The sequence below is a fragment of the Nucisporomicrobium flavum genome, from assembly GCF_016464385.1.
GTDB classification, from domain to species: domain Bacteria; phylum Actinomycetota; class Actinomycetes; order Mycobacteriales; family Micromonosporaceae; genus Actinoplanes; species Actinoplanes flavus_A.
This window is the reverse complement of record NZ_JADMLH010000002.1, coordinates 590,016-606,669: the sequence shown is the minus strand read 5'-3', so window position 1 is coordinate 606,669 and position 16,654 is coordinate 590,016. Positions and strand designations below refer to the sequence as shown.

Sequence of the window (16,654 nt, the reverse complement as noted above, 5' to 3'; positions counted from 1 at the left end):
GGCCTCCGATTATAGGGCCGGAGGCGCGACGTGAAGATCCTGATGTTCGGCCGGGGCGTCATCGCCACGATCCACGGATGGGCCTTGGAGCGGGCCGGGCACGAGGTCGAGTTCTACGTCCGGCCGGGTCGCGCCGCGGCGTACGGGGACACGATCGCGCTCGAACTGCTCGACGTGCGACGCCGACTCCGAGGGCAGCGCGTCAGTGAGAAGTGGCCGGTGCGGTACCGCGAATCGCTGGAACCGGACCACGACTTCGATCTGATCGTGCTGAGCGTGCAGCACTACGCCTTCGCCGAGGCCGCCGCCTTCCTGGGCCCGCGCCTGGGCCGGGCCACGGTGCTGATCTTCAACAACCTGTGGGCCGAGCCCGCGGTGGCGGCCGAGCCCTTCCCGGCCGACCAGGTGGCCTGGGGCTTCCCCGGCGCCGGCGGCGGCTTCGGCGACGACGGGGTGCTGCGGGGAGCTCTGCTGCCGATGGTCTTCTTCGGCACCCTCGGCCGGCCGCCGACCGAGCGGGAGCGAGCCGTCCGCGAGGCCTTCCGGCAGGCCGGATTCCGCTTCCGGGAGCAGCCCGACTTCCGGGGCTGGCTGTGGATCCACTTCGTGCAGAACGCGGGCCTGCACACGCAGAGCCTGAAGCTCGGCTCGCTGGCCGGGCTGGCGGGATCGCCGGGCAGCGTCCGCGAGGCGATACTGGCCACCCGGGAACTGCTGCCGCTCGTCGAGGCCCGTGGCGTCGACCTGCGGCGGCACCGGGACGACGTGTGGCCGGTCCGGGCGCCGGCCTGGCTGACGGCGCCGGTGCTCGCCTGGCTGCTCGGTCACTTCCCGCCGGTGCGCCTGCTGCTCGAGGCGCACGGCAACCCGGAAGAGCTGCGTGCGGTCTGCCGCGACACCCTGGCCGAAGCGCGCCGGCTGGGGGTGGCGGCGCCCAGACTGGAGGCCGCCGAGCCCTCCTTCTAAAAGGCGCCGGTGGAGAGCGCCGCCAGGGCGGTGTGCACCATGACGCGTACGCCGTAGCCGATGCAGCGCTCGTCCACGTCGAAGTTGCTGGTGTGCAGGTCGTACTTGACCTCCGAGCCGGGCGTGCCGGTGCCGAGGCGGATCATCGCCCCCGGGACGTTCTCCAGGTAGAAGGAGAAGTCCTCGCCGCCCATGCTGATCTCCGCCTCGACCACGCGGTCGGCGCCCAGCGCGGCGCCGGCCGCCCCGGCGATCACCGCGGAGGCCATCCGGTCGTTGATCACCGGCGGGACGCCCCGGTTGTACTGGATCTCGGCCTTGGCGCCGGTGGCCGCGACGACGTCGTGGATCAGCTGGGAGATCAGCTCCGGCGCGTCGCGCCACGCCTCGCGGTTGAGGATGCGGACGGTGCCGAGCACCTCGCCCTCGCCGGGGATCGCGTTGAACGCCTGACCGGCCTTCACCGCTCCCCACACCATGGAGACGCCGGCCCGCGGGTCGACCCGGCGGTCCAGCAGCGCGGGGACGTCCACGATGACCCGGCCCAGCGCGTGCACCAGGTCGGCGGTCAGGTGCGGCCGGGCGGTGTGCCCGCCGGGGCCGGTGAGGCGTACGCGGACCGTGTCGGCCGCCGCGGTGAACGGGCCGGAGCGGACCCCGACCAGGCCCGCGGGCAGCTGCGGGTAGCAGTGCAGCGCGTAGATCGCGACGACGTCCTTGAGCGCACCGGAGGCGATCACCTCGGGGGCGCCGGAGGGCACGTACTCCTCGGCGGGCTGGAAGATGAGGCGTACCCGGCCGGGCAGCTCGCCCTGCTCGTTGAGCTGCGCCAGGGCCAGGCCCAGCCCGAGCAGCACGGTGGTGTGCACGTCGTGGCCGCAGGCGTGCGCGACTTTCTCGACCGTCGAGCGGTACGGCACGTCCTTGGTGTCCTGCAGCGGCAGCGCGTCCAGGTCGGCGCGGAACGCCACCACCCGGTCGCCCTCGCCGATGTCGCAGATCAGGCCGTTGCCCTTGGGCAGCAGCTGCGGCGAGAGGCCCGCCACGGCGAGCTCCCGGGCGACGAGCGCGGCGGTCTCGAACTCGGCGTTGGACGGCTCGGGGTGCGCGTGGATGTGACGGCGGATGGCCACGAGCTCGGCTCCCCGCGCGGCGAGCCAGCGGTCGAGCTGACCGGGCAGGGGCTCGGCCCCGGGGGGCGGTCCGGGGAAAGTCGCCGTCTCGGCGCCGGCCGGCGCCGTCAGTGCACTCGTCACGTCGATGTCTCTATCGCTCTCGGTATTCGGTCCGTTTTCCGCAACGCGCGACAGCCTAGACCCATTTTGGTGACGCTGTGCAACGTCATTCCCGTATTGGTCGGATCGCGGACTGTTACGAAAGCCCTGATAAGAGCGATCTCCGGGCGGCATGCGTTGACCACCTCCTACAACGGGTTACGAATCGCGGAGGTGACGCGGTTCAAATCCAGGCAGCGCTCAGAAGTGCTCCACCGGGTGGTATACCCCCCAGACGCCGCGCAACGTGTGGCAGACCTCACCAACCGTGGCACGGCGGCGCAACGCCTCCCGCATCGGCGGCAGTACGTTGTCCGTACCCTCGGCGGCCTTGCGCAGATCGGCGAGGGCGGCCTCCACCGCCGAGCCGTCCCGCTCGGCGCGCAGCGTGGCCAGGCGCGCGTTCTGCTCCGCCTCGATCTGCGGGTCGACGCGCAACGGTTCGTACTTCTCCTCCTCGTCGGCGCCGAAACGGTTGACGCCGACCACCACCCGCTCGCCGCCGTCGATCTGCTGCGCGATCCGGTAGGCCGAGGTCTCGATCTCCTGCTTCTGGAAGCCCTGCTCGATCGCCTCGACCGCCGAGCCGTAGCCGAACACCCGCTCGATCAGGGCGGTCGCGGCCGTCTCCACCTCGTCGGTCATCGCCTCGATCACGTACGAGCCGGCGAACGGGTCCACGGTGTCGACGAGCCCGGTCTCGTACGCGAGCACCTGCTGGGTCCGCAGCGCGAGCCGGGCCGACTTCTCGGTGGGCAGCGCGATGGCCTCGTCGTACGCGTTGGTGTGCAGCGACTGCGTGCCGCCGGCGACCGCACCGAGGGCCTGCACGGCGACGCGTACCAGGTTGACCTCGGGCTGCTGCGCGGTGAGCTGCACGCCGGCCGTCTGGGTGTGGAACCGCAGCATCATCGACTTCGGGTTCGTCGCGCCGAACTCGTCGCGCATGATCCGCGCCCACATCCGCCGGGCGGCGCGGAACTTGGCGATCTCCTCCAGCAGCGTGGTGCGGGCGACGAAGAAGAACGACAGCCGGGGCGCGAAGTCGTCCACCGCGAGGCCGGCGGCGACCGCGGCGCGTACGTACTCGATGCCGTTGGCCAGCGTGAACGCGATCTCCTGCGCGGGCGTGGCCCCGGCCTCCGCCATGTGGTAGCCGGAGATCGAGATGGTGTTCCACCTCGGGATCTCCGTACGGCAGTAGGCGAACGTGTCCGCGACCAGCCGCAGCGACGGCTTGGGCGGGAAGATGTACGTCCCCCGGGCGATGTACTCCTTGAGGATGTCGTTCTGGATGGTGCCCTGCAGTGCCGAGCCGGGCACTCCCTGCTCCTCCGCGACGAGTTGGTAGAGCAGCAGCAGCACCGAGCCGGGCGCGTTGATCGTCATCGAGGTGGACACCTGGTCCAGCGGGATGTCGCGGAAGAGCCGCCGCATGTCCTCGATGGAGTCGATGGCCACGCCGACCTTGCCGACCTCGCCGTGCGCGATCGGCTCGTCGGAGTCGTACCCCATCTGGGTGGGCAGGTCGAACGCCACCGACAGCCCCATGGTCCCGGCCTTGAGCAGCTGGTGGTAGCGGGCGTTGGACTCGGCGGCGGTGCCGAAGCCGGCGTACTGCCGCATGGTCCACGGCCGCTTCGTGTACATCGTCGGGTAGACGCCGCGGGTGTACGGCCACTCACCGGGCCGGCCGAGCTTCTCCTCCACGTCGGCGGGCAGGTCGCCCGCGTCGTAGACCGGCTTGATCTCGAACCCGGATTCTGCGTTCACACCGCGATCCTAGGCGTCGTTCAGCTCCGGTGGGGTGTGAGGGATTTTGCACCTCGCGTCCGAAAAGTTCCACTCTATGCGACAGCCTTGCTACGGTCCGTCAAGTTCGCGGAAACACTCCATGACCGGCTTTTCGAATCGGGGTACGAACCGGCAAGATAGCGTGGTTGGCCGACCGCCCCCTACACCCCATTCGGTGGCATCTCACGTGACTCAGATTCCGACGTGGAGCAGTGGCAACACCGCTCCGACCAGCGGACGCGCAGCCCCGGGCACGCTCATCGGCGGGCGGTACACCCTTCGCGCAGCGGTCGGCCACGGTGGCATGGGCACGGTCTGGCGTGCCGCCGACACCCTGCTGCGCCGGGACGTGGCGATCAAGGAGGTCATCCTCCCGCCCGGCCTGGCCCCCAGCGACCGCGACGCGATGTACGAGCGCACGATGCGCGAGGCCCGCGCCGCCGCGGCCCTGCAGCACCCGGCCGTCGTGCAGGTCTACGACGTCGTGCACGAGAACGGCCGGCCCTGGATCGTCATGGAGCTGCTGGAGGCTCGCAGCCTCGCGGACATGGTGATCGAGGACGGCCCGGTCCCCTCACGGGTGGTCGCCAAGATCGGCATCGCGCTGCTCGGGGCGCTCGAGGTGGCCCACGCACACGGCGTGCTGCACCGCGACGTCAAGCCGGCCAACGTGCTGATCTGCACCGACGGCCGCTGCGTGCTCACCGACTTCGGCGTCGCCCGGATGCCCACCGACGTGCAGCTCACCACGCCGGGCATGGTGCTGGGCTCGCCGCACTTCATCTCGCCCGAGCGCGCCATGGGCAGCGACTTCGGCCCGCCCAGCGACCTGTTCTCGCTCGGCGTCACGCTCTACACCGCCATCGAGGGCCGGCCGCCCTTCGACAAGGGCGACCCGATCGAGACCATGCACGCCGTCGTCGAGGACCCGCCCACCCCGGCGGTCCGGGCCGGCTCGCTCACGCCGGTGCTGATGGGCCTGCTCGAGAAGGACCCGGCGCGCCGGTTCGACGTGCAGACCGCCCGCACGATGCTGCGCCAGCAGCTGGCCGGCCCGCTGGCCAGCAAGGCGCCGCCGCACATGATGACGGACCCGTATTCGGTGGTCCCGTCCCAGCGCCCGCCGGCGGCCGAGACCCAGCCGATCCCGCCGCAGCAGAAGCCCACGGGTCAGATCGGCGGCCGGGCCATGCTCGCGCCCGGCGACTCGCTCTCCGGCCACCTGGCGAAGCTCAAGCAGGGCGACACGGACGACAAGCGCCCCGCCGCGCCCGCAGCCGACCAGCCCACCGGGGCTTACCCGGGGCCCGACGGCGACCGCACCAGCGTGATCCCGCCGTCCGGCCAGGGCGGCGACACCACCAGCGTGCTACCGCCCCGCCGGCAGTGGGACGGCGCCCGCGCCGCCCGCGAGCCGATGGCAGGTGGCGGCACCGTGGTGGCGGGCCCGGCCGTCAAGCGCCGGCAGATGATCGACAAGACCGTCGCCACCGTGCGCGAGGCCACCGGCAAGGCGGTCACCACGGTGAAGGGGTGGCCGCGCAACACGCAGCTCGCCGCGGCCGGCGGGGTCGCCGTCCTGCTGGTGATCGCCATCGTGCTCGCCTTCTCCGGCGGCGGCGACGACAAGACCCCCACCGCGGCCGGCGTGCCCCGGGGCAACGCCGCGGGCGACCCGGGCTTCGCCACGGTGGCGTACAAGGGGCGCGGCACGAGCGTCTCCGTGCCCAAGGGCTGGACGAAGAAGAGCGGCGGCAGCTGGGTCGACTACGTGGACCCCAGCGCCGAACGGAAGGTCCGCCTGCTGGTCGAGCCCGGCAAGGGCACCCCGCAGAGCTTCCTGAAGATCGCCGAGAGCAACCTCAAGAAGAAGGGCTCCAGCTGCCCGAAGCCGTACGCGCAGGTGGGCCTCACCGACCGGGAGATCAGCGGGCACCCCGGCGCGGTCCTCGAGTACACGTGCGCGGGCACCCGGCACGGGCTCTGGGGCGCCATCCTCACCAACGGCAAGGCGTACTCGTTCTACATGACCAGCACCGAGCAGCAGTTCGCGGAGAGCAAGCCGATTTTCGAGAACCTCGTGAGGACCTTCGCGCTCGACGGCTGACCGGGTCGTGCTATCCACTGAGCATGGCAACTGACGACCTTCGCGAGCTGGCCGAGACCTGGCTGGCCGACGACCCCGACCCGGCCGGCCGCGACGAGATCCGCGCGCTGCTCGACCGCCTCCCGGAGAGCGCGGCCGAGCTGGCCGACCGGTTCGCCGGCCCGCTCACGTTCGGCACCGCCGGGCTGCGCGGCCGGCTGCGCGCCGGGCCGAACGGCATGAACCTCGCCGTCGTGACCCGCGCCGCCGCCGGGCTGGTCGCCTGGCTCGACGCCCAGGGCGGCCACGGCCCGCTCGTCATCGGGTACGACGCCCGGCACGGCTCGAAGGACTTCGCCGAGCAGACCGCGCGGGTCGCCACCGCCGCCGGCCGGGAGGCGCTGGTGCTGCCGCGCCCGCTGCCGACGCCGGTGCTGGCGTACGCGGTCCGCAAGCTGGACGCCGTCGCCGGGGTCATGGTCACCGCCAGCCACAACCCGCCCCAGGACAACGGCTACAAGGTGTACCTGGGCGCGCAGCTCGGCGGGCCGGCCGGCGCCGGGGCGCAGATCGTCCCGCCCGCCGACGCCGGGATCGAGGCCGCCATCCAGGCCGTCGGGGCCCCGGCGGAGGTCCCGCTGGGCGAGCCCGGCACGGTTCTCGGCGAGGAGATCGTCGACGGGTACGTGGCCAGCGCCGCGGCCGTCCTCGGCGACGGGCCGCGGGAGCTGCGGGTGGCGTACACGCCCCTGCACGGGGTGGGCGGCAAGGTGCTGGACGCCGCCTTCACCGCGGCCGGGTTCGAGGCGCCCGCCGTGGTCGCCGAGCAGGCCGAGCCGGACCCCGACTTCCCCACGGTCGCGTTCCCGAACCCGGAGGAGCCCGGCGCCATGGACCTGCTCCTCGCGCTGGCCGCGGAGACGGGCGCGGACCTCGCCATCGCCAACGACCCGGACGCCGACCGCTGCGCCGTGGCGCTGCCCACCGGCGAGGAGGGCGGCTGGCGCGCGCTGCGCGGCGACGAGCTGGGCATCCTGCTGGCCGACCACCTCATCCGCACCGGCACCCCGGGCGTGTACGCCACCACAATCGTCTCGTCCACCCAGCTCAAGGCGCTGTGCGCGGCCCGCGATGTGCCGTATGCGGAGACGCTGACCGGGTTCAAGTGGATCGTGCGCGCCGCCGACGAGCTGGCGTACGGCTACGAGGAGGCACTCGGCTACTGCGTCGCCCCGGACATGGTCCGCGACAAGGACGGCATCACGGCCGCCCTGCGCATCGCCGAGCTGGCCGCCGCGCTGAAGGCGGAGGGCAAGTCGGTGCGGGACCGGCTGGACGAGCTCGACACCGAGCTCGGCGTGCACCGCACGGACCAGCTGTCGGTACGCGTCGACGACCTCACCGTGATCACCCGCGCGATGCAGCGGGTCCGCGCGAACCCGCCCGCCACGCTGCTCGGCGAGCCGGTGACGCAGGTCGAGGACCGGGCGCCGGCCGCCGACGTGCTCACCCTGCGGACGGCGGGCGCCCGGGTGGTCATCCGCCCGTCGGGCACCGAGCCGAAGCTCAAGGCGTACCTGGAGGTGATCGAGCCGGTCGGCACCGGCAAGCTCGTCACCGCACGGTTCCGCTCCGGAGCGGGCATGGCCCAGCTCCGGAAGGAGGTCTCCGCCGCGCTGGGGCTGTAGCGCCGGCTACAGCACCTTGGGGGTGCCCAGGGCCGCGCTGATCGCCCGGCCCAGGGTCGCCACCACCAGCGCGACGCTGGGCCGCACGATGGAGTCCTCGATGCTCGCGCCGGAGAAGCCGGCCCCGCTCGCGATCTGCTCCAGCCGCTCGTGGGCACGGGCCGACTCCTCCGGCGGCAGCCGCAGCGCGGGCTCCATGCGGGTCGCCACGAGCAGCGTGGCCAGCGCGGCGGTGCGCTCGTCCGGCACCGCGTCGGTGATCAGCGCGTCCGCCAGCCGCTTGCGGATCTCCGCCTCGTACGCCGGGTCCGTCGTCGGGTAGCGGTGCACGTGGATCGCGCCGAGCTGGGTCTCGTCGACGTCGCGGATGACGCCCCGGGCGACCAGGTCCTCGAGGACCCGCTCACGCAGCCGGTGGCGCAGCCGCTGCACCCACTGGGCGGGGGTGTGCGGGACGTCCGCGGCCGCCTTGGCGAGCACCGCGTCGGCGATCGGTTCCCCGGTCGGGGTCGGGTCCTTCACCACCAGGTTGCCGTCGGCGTACGCGATCCGCCCGGCGAGCGCGAGGTCGACCAGCACGGCCGCGGCCATGCCGAGGTCGAGTCCGATACGGGAACCGGTCGCCTTGCCGGTCTGGTCGTCATACGCGAGGAGCAGCAGCTCCTCGGCGAGCGCGATGGAGGTCATGTCGAAAACGATAGTGGCCGGTGTCACCGGGGCAACCGCCAGAGGGGTTGCCCCGGTGACTACTTCCGGACCACTTCGAGCTCCTCCGGCCAGGCGCCCCCGGCGAAGACGTTCGCCCAGCTCTCGCTGATGTGACCCATGTCGATGGCCCAGCGCCCGCGCTGCGACAACCAGGCTGCCGCGAGGGTCCCGGCGGGGCCCAGCGCGAACAGGTACAGCCGGCTCGGATCCCCGTCCTCCAGCTGCCGCATGAGGCGCGGCAGGTCGGCGTACGCGTCGGTCGCCGTCGAGTACACGAAGTCGATGGAGCGGGTGTTGCCGAACAGCGCCGGCTCGAGGTGGAACCGCGATCCCTCGCCGGTGACGATGCTGATGTCCTGCCCGTCCCACACGTCACGCCACAGCTCCACGCCGCGTCGGCCGAGGTGCGAGAAGTAGATCGGCCGGGACACGTGCGCGGTGCCGTACGGGACGATCGGGTTGAGCAGCGGCTTCACCTCCGGCCAGATGTCCTGCCACACCGAGGTCCAGTGCACGTCCCGGAACGTGTACGGGAACCCGACCAGCAGCCGATCCGGGTCGAAGCCGTCCATCGTCAGCACCGCGCGCAGATCCCCGGCGAGCCGCGCCGACCAGGGCTGGAAGCGCAGGTTGTACTGCGGCCGGAGCATGATCTTCAGCTCGCCGTCGCCGAAGCGGGCCAGGCTCAGCCGGTTGTCCGCCACCCGCCGCATGGTCTCCTCGAAGCCCAGTTGCTGCGCCTCGGTGAACGCGCGGATCTCGGCGAACATCGCGGTCGAGGCGTACGCGCGGAAGCCCTCCAGGTACTTGCGCTGCTGCTTGAGCTCCCAGCGGATGTCGTAGAGCAGCTCGTTCTGCTTGCGCGCCTCGGTGTTCGCCTCCTTCATGGCCTTGAGCACGCGCGGGTCCGCCGGAGGACCGGACATGTGGCGCTTGATGAGCTTCCTGACGCGGTCCCGGATCATCGGCTTCCCCCGGCCTCGAGCATGCGGTCGGCCAGCTTCGCCGCGGCGTGGCCGTCGTCCAGGTCACAGGCCTTCGCGGCGAACGCGCGGTAGCGGTCGGCGTACCGGGCGGCGGTCGCGTCGGCGTCCCGGATCGCGGCGACGACCTCCGGCGAGGTGGCCAGCAGCGGTCCGGGCGCCTCCGCCTCGAAGTCGAAGTAGAAGCCGCGCAGCTCGTCGCGGTAGTACGCGAGGTCGTACGTGAAGAACAGCATCGGCCGCCCGGTGTTCGCGAAGTCGAACATGACCGAGGAGTAGTCGGTGATCAGGATGTCGGCCGCCGCGAGCAGGTCGGCCATGTCCGGATACGTGGACACGTCGTAGACGAACCCGTCGCCGTCGCCGGGGATCTCGTCCAGCACGTTGGGATGCCGGCGGACCAGCAGGGCATGGTCGGCGCCCAGCTTCTCGGCCGCGTCCCGGGTGTCCAGCTGCATCGAGATGCGGTACTGGCCACCGCTGTACTCGTCGTCGCGCCACGTGGGGGCGTACAGGACGAGCTTGCGTTCCGGCGGGATGCCGACGACGGCCCGGACCCGCTCGGCGATCTCCACCCGGTCGCGGAACAGCACGTCGTTGCGCGGGTACCCGATCTCCAGCAGCTCGCCCTCGTAGCGGAACGCGCGGCGCAGGATCGGCGAGCTGAACGTGTTGGGCGAGACCAGGAAGCTCCAGTTGGGCGCCTCCTGGGCCAGTTTCTCCAGGTAGCGACGGTCGGTGAAGCGCACGTCGGCGATGTCGAAGCCGATCCGCTTGAGCGGCGTGCCGTGCCACGTCTGCACGACCACCTGTCCCTCCCGGCGGCGGAACCACTCCGGCAGGTGCTGGTTGGTGACGATGTAGCGGGCGGTGGCCAGCGCCTCGTACCACCGCCGGCTCCACAGGGGCACGGAGTCGGCGGTGTGCGGCACCGGCGCCTGCCCGTCGACCGACACCCACAGGTGCTCCAGCCGCAGGCCGCGGGCGACGAGCTCCTCGTGCACCGCGCGCGGGCTGTCCGAGTACTGCCGTCCGGTGAAGCTGTTGTAGAGCACCACGTCCCGCAGCGGCTTCTCCCGCGTCGCCGGGTAGTGCCGGTCGCGGAGCCGGGCCTGGTTGCCGCGGCCGCGTTCCTCGTCGTCGAGCGCCGAGCGGATCCGCAGCACCACGCGCTCGTCGGCGAGCCACTCCAGCGACACCCGGGGCGCGTCCCCGGCGAGCGCCAACGGCAACGCTTCCACGGCGGTGGCTGTCGCGGGCAGGGGTTCCACCGGGCCGCCGGCGATGCGGCAGAGGACGTTCCAGGTGCCCGTACGCATCCGGACCCGGGTGCCGAAGTGCTCCACCGCGTCGGGGTCGACCTCGGCGTGCCAGGTCGCGCCTTCCACGCGTACGGGAAAAGCCTTGGTCTCGCGGCCGTTGCCCGGACGCAGCACCAGCTCCATCCGCTCCGCGCGACCGTGCAGGCGCCCGCTGAAGTGGAACTGCCGCGCGGCCGTGCTCACGGCGGTCAGGACCGGTCCGGTCGGCAACGCGGCCAGCACCGGCTCGCCGGTCTCGCCGCGGTGCAGGTGCACGGTGCGCGCGCCCAGGTCCACCGGCTCGAGCGTGCCGTCCGCGAGGGCACAGGGCAGCTCGCCGCTGCGCTTGGTGCCGGTGGCGAGCCGGATCACCCACCGGTCGGCCGGCTCGCCGATCCGCAGCGGCGCGTACGCGACCCCGTCCACCTGCAGATCCTCCACGGGGATGCTGAAGGTGAACCGGTCCCCGTCGGGCGTCAACGGGTACCGCCGCCACACCAGCCCGTCGACCCGCGACAGGATCGCCGTCGTCGGCTCCCCCACGCCGGCTCTCCCGCCGATGACCAGGGCATCCCCGTCGCGGTGGACGGCATCCAGCACGGCCCCGACGTGACCGACCTTGAGGCGCAACCGCCCGTCCGAGACGTACGGCGTGACCCGCACGTCGCCGAACTGGCAGGCGGTCAGCCGTACCGGGGTAGCGGGCTGGCCCATCTCCAGCGAGCCCTTGCTCTTGCGGCCCAGCCCCACGACCCCCGTCACGATCGACCACTCGCCGTCGCGCCAGACACCCTCCGGCGTCCGCAGCGTCTGCGGGTCGATGACCGCCTCGAAGCCGGACCAGTCGTACGAGGTCTGCGCCGAGCCGTGGTCGGCGGTCGCGTCGACGCAGCGCCGGTTGATCAGCGGGGTACGCCGCGTCCGGCGTCCGCCCGCCTCCTTGAGCCAGATCAGCCGCGAGGTGCTCCACGGGTGCGCGGCCGACTGGCCCGGGATGAACGCGTGGCCGCGGATGCGCAGCCTGCCGTCCTCCCACGCCACGTCGTGCACCTTCGTCCGGGGGCGCGGCGTCCCGGCCGCGAACAGCTCGGGCGGCAGCTGTGGCAGCTTCGCGTGGAAGAGGTCCATGTCGTGGTAGCGGCGCAGCCCCCTGCGGGCGATCCGGCGCTGCTTGCGCACCACGGGCACCAGCTCGAGGATCTCCGGCATCATCCGGTGGCGTACCAGCGTCCAGAGCACCCGCTGGACGGCGGGCAGTTCGAGGATCGCCTCCGGGTCGACGGTGTCCAGGTACGCGTTCGTCCGGTCCAGGAACACCTGCCGGTAGTCGTCGTCCACCCGGGGCAGCACCCGGACGAAGAGCATCAGGTCGCTCTTGAGCACCGACTCGTCGTACAGCCGCTTGATGCCGTGGTAGCCGGACCGGCCGAGGAGGCGGCTCACCGCCCAGCAGCTCTCCAGCCGGTCCAGGAACGCGGGCAGCTCCTCCCGGCGCTGGGTGATCGACTTGTCCGGGCCCTCCCGCTCCCGCCAGTAGTAGACGGGCGCGCTCAGCACGTCCACCGAGTCGGCGAGCACGTGCGCGGGGACAGTGACCGGGATGTCCTCGTACAGCACGCCCTCGGGGAACACGAACTCGTGCAGGTCCCAGAAGCTGCGGCGGAAGACCTTGTTCCAGGCCGTACGGTCGCCCAGCAGCGCGGGGAAGTGGCTGACATGGGTACGCAGCTTCGTGGCGGCGAACGGCGCCCGGTGCATCCCGGACTGGCTCAGCCCCTTGGTGGTGAGCCGCAGCACGTTGGCGCACGAGAAGTCCGAGCCGGTCTTCTCCAGGCTGCCGACGAGCAGCTCGGCCGCGTACGGCGCCAGCGCGTCATCGCTGTCGACGAACATCAGGTAGTCACCGGTGGCGTGCTCGGTGCCGGTGTTGCGGGCGGCGCCCAGCCCGGCGTTCTCCTGGCGGATCAGCCGGAACCGGGGGTCGCGGGCGGCGTACCGCTCGGCCACGGCGGCGCTGTCGTCGGTCGAGCCGTCGTCGACCATGACGACCTCGAGCTCCTGCCGGTACTGCCCGGCGAGGGAGCCCAGGCACTCGTCGAGGTAGGGCCCGACGTTGTACATGGGCACGACGATGCTGAGGACCGAACTCGCCATTTCGGCAGGATATGCACCATTTAGGGGCCCGGTCCGAGCATCCGCGGATTCCCACACCTAAGGTTTCCGCCGTGCAGGCAACCCTCGCGACACTCGGCTACGTGACCTCGCCCGACGGCCGGCAGGTCCTCATGATCCGGCGGGACACCCGGCCCGACGACCTCCACTTCGGCTACTACAACGGGCTCGGCGGCAAGCTCGAACCCGACGAGGACGTCGTCAGCGGGATGCGCCGGGAGATCCGCGAGGAGGCCGGCCTCGACTGCGTCACCGTCGAGCTGGCGGGCACCGTCTCCTGGCCCGGCTTCGGCCGCAACGGCGAGAACTGGTTCGGCTTCCTCTTCCGCATCCCGGTCTGGACGGGCACGCCGCTACCGGGCAACGACGAGGGCAGCCTGCACTGGATACCGGTCGCTGACGTGCTGGCGGGCCGCGTACCCATGTGGGAGTCGGACCGCCATTTCCTGCCGCTCGTCTTCGCCGAGGACCCGCAACCGTTCCACGGCGTCATGCCGTTCCGCGACGGCCGGGCCCTCAGCTGGTCGTACACCTAGAACCGGGGCATGCCGCCGAACTGGCGGTCACCCGCGTCGCCCAGGCCGGGGACGATGTACATCTTCTCGTTGAGGCCCTGGTCGATGCTGGCCGTGACCAGGCGCAGCGGGAGCCCGGACTCCTCGAGCCGCTGGATGCCCTCGGGCGCCGCCAGCACGCAGCAGATCGTCACGTCGGTGCAGCCGCGGTCCACCAGCAGCCGGCAGCAGTGCAGCAGCGAGCCGCCGGTGGCGACCATCGGGTCCAGAACCAGCACGGGCAGCCCGGACAGGTCCCCCGGCAGCGACTCCATGTACGCCCGCGGCTCGTACGTGTCCTCGTCGCGGGCGAGCCCGACGAAGCCCATCGACGACTCGGGCAGCAGGGCCAGCGCCGAGTCGGCCATGCCGAGGCCCGCGCGCAGCACCGGCACGATCAGCGGCGGGTTGGCCAGCCGGGTGCCCTGGGTCGGCGCGACCGGCGTGGTGATCGGGTACTGCTCGACGGCGAAGGTGCGGGCGGCCTCGTACACGACCATGGTGGTCAGCTCGTGCAGGGCGGCGCGGAAGGTGCCGGAGTCGCTCTCCGCCCGCCGCATGGCGGTGAGACGGGACTGGGCCAGCGGGTGATCAACGACGAGTACGTCCACGCCGCTCAACCTACCGGGGTTGTCCAAGATCAACTGTCGGTGGGCCGCGTAGAATCCCTCTCATGACTGCGACAACGACGTCGAGGCTGCCCGGCGTGTCCGGTTCCGCCTTCGATCTCCGATCTTTCCTGCACGGGCTGCCCGGCGTGGACAAGGTCGGCGTGGAGGCGCGGGCCGCGGCGCTGGGCACCCGGTCGGTGAAGACCACCGCCAAGGCGGCCGCCATCGACCTGGCGATCCGGATGGTCGACCTGACCACCCTCGAGGGCGCCGACACCCCCGGCAAGGTCCGCGCGCTGTCCGCCAAGGCGCTGCGCCCCGACCCCGCCGACCCCACCTGCCCGCCGGTCGCCGCGGTCTGCGTCTACCCGGCGATGGTCCCGGTGGCCGCCGAGGTGCTGGCCGGCAGCGGCGTCCACCTCGCCAGCGTCGCCACGGCCTTCCCGTCCGGCCAGGCGCCGCTCGACGTCAAGCTCGCCGACACCCGCGACGCCGTCGCCGGCGGCGCCGACGAGATCGACATGGTGATCAGCCGGGGCGCGTTCCTCTCCGGGCGCTACGACCACGTGTACGACGAGATCGTCGCGGTCAAGGAAGCCTGCGGCCAGGCCCACCTCAAGGTGATCCTCGAGACCGGTGAGCTGGGGACGTACGACAACGTCCGCCGTGCCTCCTGGCTCGCGATGCTGGCCGGCGCCGACTTCATCAAGACCTCCACCGGCAAGGTGCCCGTGGCCGCCACGCTGCCGGTCACGCTGGTGATGCTCGAGGCGGTCCGCGACTTCCGGGCCCGCACCGGGCGGCAGGTCGGGGTCAAGCCGGCCGGCGGGATCCGCACCACCAAGGACGCGATCAAGTACCTGGTGCTCATCAACGAGACCGTCGGCGACGACTGGCTGCACCCGGACTGGTTCCGCTTCGGCGCCTCGTCGCTGCTCAACGACCTGCTCATGCAGCGCACCAAGCTGACCACCGGCCACTACGCCGGCCCCGACTACTTCACGCTGGACTGATCGCCATGTTCGAGTACGCCCCCGCACCCGAGTCCCGCTCGGTAGTCGACATCGCCCCCTCGTACGGCCTCTTCATCGACGGCGAGTTCGTGCCCCCGGCCTCCTCCGGCGGCGCCTTCAAGACCGTGAACCCGGCCACCGAGGAGGTCCTCGCCGAGGTCTCCACCGCCGGGCCGGAGGACATCGACCGGGCCGTCGCCGCCGCCCGGCGCGCGTCCGGTCCCTGGTCGGCGCTGCCCGGCGCCGAGCGCGCCAAGTACCTCTTCCGCATCGCGCGGATCATCCAGGAGCGCTCCCGCGAGCTGGCCGTGCTCGAGTCGCTCGACAACGGCAAGCCCATCCGCGAGTCGCGCGACGTCGACCTCCCGCTGGTCGCCGCCCACTTCTTCTACTACGCGGGCTGGGCCGACAAGCTCCGGTACGCCGGCTTCGGCGACAACCCGCGGCCGCTGGGCGTCGCCGCGCAGGTCATCCCGTGGAACTTCCCGCTGCTGATGCTCGCGTGGAAGATCGCGCCCGCGCTGGCCACCGGCAACACGGTGGTCCTCAAGCCGGCCGAGACGACCCCACTCTCCGCGCTGTTCTTCGCCGACGTCTGCCGGCAGGCCGACCTGCCGCCCGGCGTGGTCAACATCGTCACCGGCGCCGGCGACGCCGGGCGCACGCTCGTCGAGCACCCCGGTGTCGACAAGGTCGCGTTCACCGGCTCCACCGAGGTGGGCCGGCAGATCGCCCGCTCGGTCGCCGGCACCCGCAAGCGGCTGACGCTCGAGCTCGGCGGCAAGGCGGCCAACATCGTCTTCGACGACGCCCCGATCGACCAGGCCGTCGAGGGCATCGTCAACGGCATCTTCTTCAACCAGGGGCACGTCTGCTGCGCCGGCTCCCGGCTGCTCGTCCAGGAGTCCATCGCCGAGGAGCTGCTCGAGTCGCTCAAACGCCGGATGGCCACGCTGCGCGTCGGCGACCCGCTGGACAAGAACACCGACGTCGGCGCGATCAACTCGGCGGAGCAGCTGGAGCGCATCCGTACGCTCTCCGACATCGGCGCCGAGGAGGGTGCCGAGCGCTGGTCGCCACCGTGCACGCTGCCGTCGCAGGGCTTCTGGTTCGCACCGACCATCTTCACCGGGGTCACCCAGGCGCACCGGATCGCCCGCGAGGAGATCTTCGGCCCGGTGCTGTCGGTGCTCACCTTCCGCACCCCCGACGAGGCGATCGAGAAGGCCAACAACACCCCGTACGGCCTCTCCGCCGGCATCTGGAGCGACAAGGGCTCGCAGATCCTCGCGGTCGCCGACAAGCTGCGCGCGGGCGTGGTGTGGGCCAACACGTTCAACAAGTTCGACCCCACGTCGCCGTTCGGCGGCTACAAGGAGTCCGGTTACGGCCGTGAAGGCGGCCGCCACGGCCTGGAGGCGTACCTTGCCTGAGTCATCGTCCGACCGCCCGCGCAAGGGCGGCTCCGACAAGTCCGCCGGCAAGGCCGTCGCCGTCCGCAAGG

General features: G+C 71.9%; 12 protein-coding genes. 6 read left to right on the top strand and 6 right to left on the bottom strand.

Features of this window, described 5'->3' with window-relative positions; all coding sequences use genetic code 11:
* Nucleotides 1–30 precede the first annotated feature (30 nt).
* The gene (locus IT780_RS06980) at nucleotides 31–966 is read left to right on the top strand and encodes a ketopantoate reductase family protein (RefSeq protein ID WP_199510555.1); all 936 of its coding nucleotides are present in this window, start codon (nucleotides 31–33) and stop codon (nucleotides 964–966) included.
* On the opposite strand, the gene IT780_RS06975 is transcribed toward IT780_RS06980, so the two are convergent.
* Together IT780_RS06975 and IT780_RS06970 are read right to left on the bottom strand one after the other, a co-directional pair.
* Nucleotides 963–2,222, bottom strand: a complete 1,260-nt coding sequence (locus IT780_RS06975; protein WP_199510554.1) for an amidohydrolase — start codon at nucleotides 2,220–2,222, stop codon at nucleotides 963–965. The genes IT780_RS06980 and IT780_RS06975 overlap by 4 nt on opposite strands.
* Nucleotides 2,223–2,441: 219 nt before the next feature.
* Nucleotides 2,442–4,013, bottom strand: a complete 1,572-nt coding sequence (locus tag IT780_RS06970; protein ID WP_199510553.1) for an acyl-CoA mutase large subunit family protein — start codon at nucleotides 4,011–4,013, stop codon at nucleotides 2,442–2,444.
* Between the two features lie 208 nt (nucleotides 4,014–4,221).
* On the opposite strand from IT780_RS06970, the gene IT780_RS06965 reads away from it, so the two are divergent.
* Together IT780_RS06965 and IT780_RS06960 are read left to right on the top strand one after the other, a co-directional pair.
* The gene (locus IT780_RS06965) at nucleotides 4,222–6,141 is read left to right on the top strand and encodes a serine/threonine-protein kinase (protein WP_199510552.1); all 1,920 of its coding nucleotides are present in this window, start codon (nucleotides 4,222–4,224) and stop codon (nucleotides 6,139–6,141) included.
* A gap of 23 nt (nucleotides 6,142–6,164) precedes the next feature.
* Nucleotides 6,165–7,808, top strand: a complete 1,644-nt coding sequence (locus IT780_RS06960) for a phospho-sugar mutase (RefSeq protein ID WP_199510551.1) — start codon at nucleotides 6,165–6,167, stop codon at nucleotides 7,806–7,808.
* A gap of 6 nt (nucleotides 7,809–7,814) precedes the next feature.
* Here IT780_RS06960 and IT780_RS06955 read toward each other — a convergent pair whose 3' ends face one another.
* Genes IT780_RS06955 through IT780_RS06945 form a run of 3 tightly spaced genes read right to left on the bottom strand, consistent with a single transcriptional unit; the run spans nucleotide 7,815 to nucleotide 12,954 of the window.
* The gene (locus tag IT780_RS06955; protein WP_199510550.1) at nucleotides 7,815–8,495 is read right to left on the bottom strand and encodes a GOLPH3/VPS74 family protein; all 681 of its coding nucleotides are present in this window, start codon (nucleotides 8,493–8,495) and stop codon (nucleotides 7,815–7,817) included.
* 59 nt (nucleotides 8,496–8,554) lie between these two features.
* Nucleotides 8,555–9,442 carry a GT-D fold domain-containing glycosyltransferase gene (locus tag IT780_RS06950; protein ID WP_199510549.1) on the bottom strand — a complete coding sequence of 296 codons (888 nt, stop codon included), beginning with the start codon at nucleotides 9,440–9,442 and terminating at the stop codon, nucleotides 8,555–8,557.
* 35 nt (nucleotides 9,443–9,477) lie between these two features.
* On the bottom strand, nucleotides 9,478–12,954 hold the full coding sequence (locus IT780_RS06945) for a bifunctional glycosyltransferase/CDP-glycerol:glycerophosphate glycerophosphotransferase (protein WP_199510548.1): 3,477 nt from the start codon (nucleotides 12,952–12,954) through the stop codon (nucleotides 9,478–9,480).
* 71 nt (nucleotides 12,955–13,025) lie between these two features.
* Here IT780_RS06945 and IT780_RS06940 point away from each other — a divergent pair, with 71 nt between their 5' ends.
* Nucleotides 13,026–13,508, top strand: coding sequence for an NUDIX hydrolase (locus tag IT780_RS06940; protein ID WP_307831075.1), 483 nt, complete (start codon nucleotides 13,026–13,028; stop codon nucleotides 13,506–13,508).
* Here the strand turns inward: IT780_RS06940 and upp are convergent.
* Nucleotides 13,505–14,137, bottom strand: coding sequence for a uracil phosphoribosyltransferase (gene upp, locus IT780_RS06935; protein ID WP_199510546.1), 633 nt, complete (start codon nucleotides 14,135–14,137; stop codon nucleotides 13,505–13,507). The two genes, IT780_RS06940 and upp, sit on opposite strands and share 4 nt — an antisense overlap.
* A 62-nt stretch (nucleotides 14,138–14,199) precedes the next feature.
* On the opposite strand from upp, the gene deoC reads away from it, so the two are divergent.
* Entirely contained in the window at nucleotides 14,200–15,150 is a 951-nt protein-coding gene (gene deoC, locus IT780_RS06930) for a deoxyribose-phosphate aldolase (RefSeq protein ID WP_199510545.1), read from the top strand.
* 5 nt (nucleotides 15,151–15,155) lie between these two features.
* Nucleotides 15,156–16,583 (top strand): aldehyde dehydrogenase family protein, encoded by a 1,428-nt coding sequence (locus IT780_RS06925; protein WP_199510544.1) that lies wholly within the window; start codon nucleotides 15,156–15,158, stop codon nucleotides 16,581–16,583.
* Nucleotides 16,584–16,654 lie beyond the last annotated feature (71 nt).

What these genes read in the sequence shown, in the direction of transcription:
- IT780_RS06925 (WP_199510544.1), top strand. Translation starts at nt 15,156, where the DNA reads ATGTTCGAGTACGCCCCCGCACCCGAGTCCCGCTCGGTAGTCGACATC.
- IT780_RS06950 (WP_199510549.1), bottom strand. Translation starts at nt 9,442, where the DNA reads ATGTCCGGTCCTCCGGCGGACCCGCGCGTGCTCAAGGCCATGAAGGAG.
- IT780_RS06945 (WP_199510548.1), bottom strand. Translation starts at nt 12,954, where the DNA reads ATGGCGAGTTCGGTCCTCAGCATCGTCGTGCCCATGTACAACGTCGGG.
- deoC (WP_199510545.1), top strand. Translation starts at nt 14,200, where the DNA reads ATGACTGCGACAACGACGTCGAGGCTGCCCGGCGTGTCCGGTTCCGCC.
- IT780_RS06955 (WP_199510550.1), bottom strand. Translation starts at nt 8,495, where the DNA reads ATGACCTCCATCGCGCTCGCCGAGGAGCTGCTGCTCCTCGCGTATGAC.
- IT780_RS06960 (WP_199510551.1), top strand. Translation starts at nt 6,165, where the DNA reads ATGGCAACTGACGACCTTCGCGAGCTGGCCGAGACCTGGCTGGCCGAC.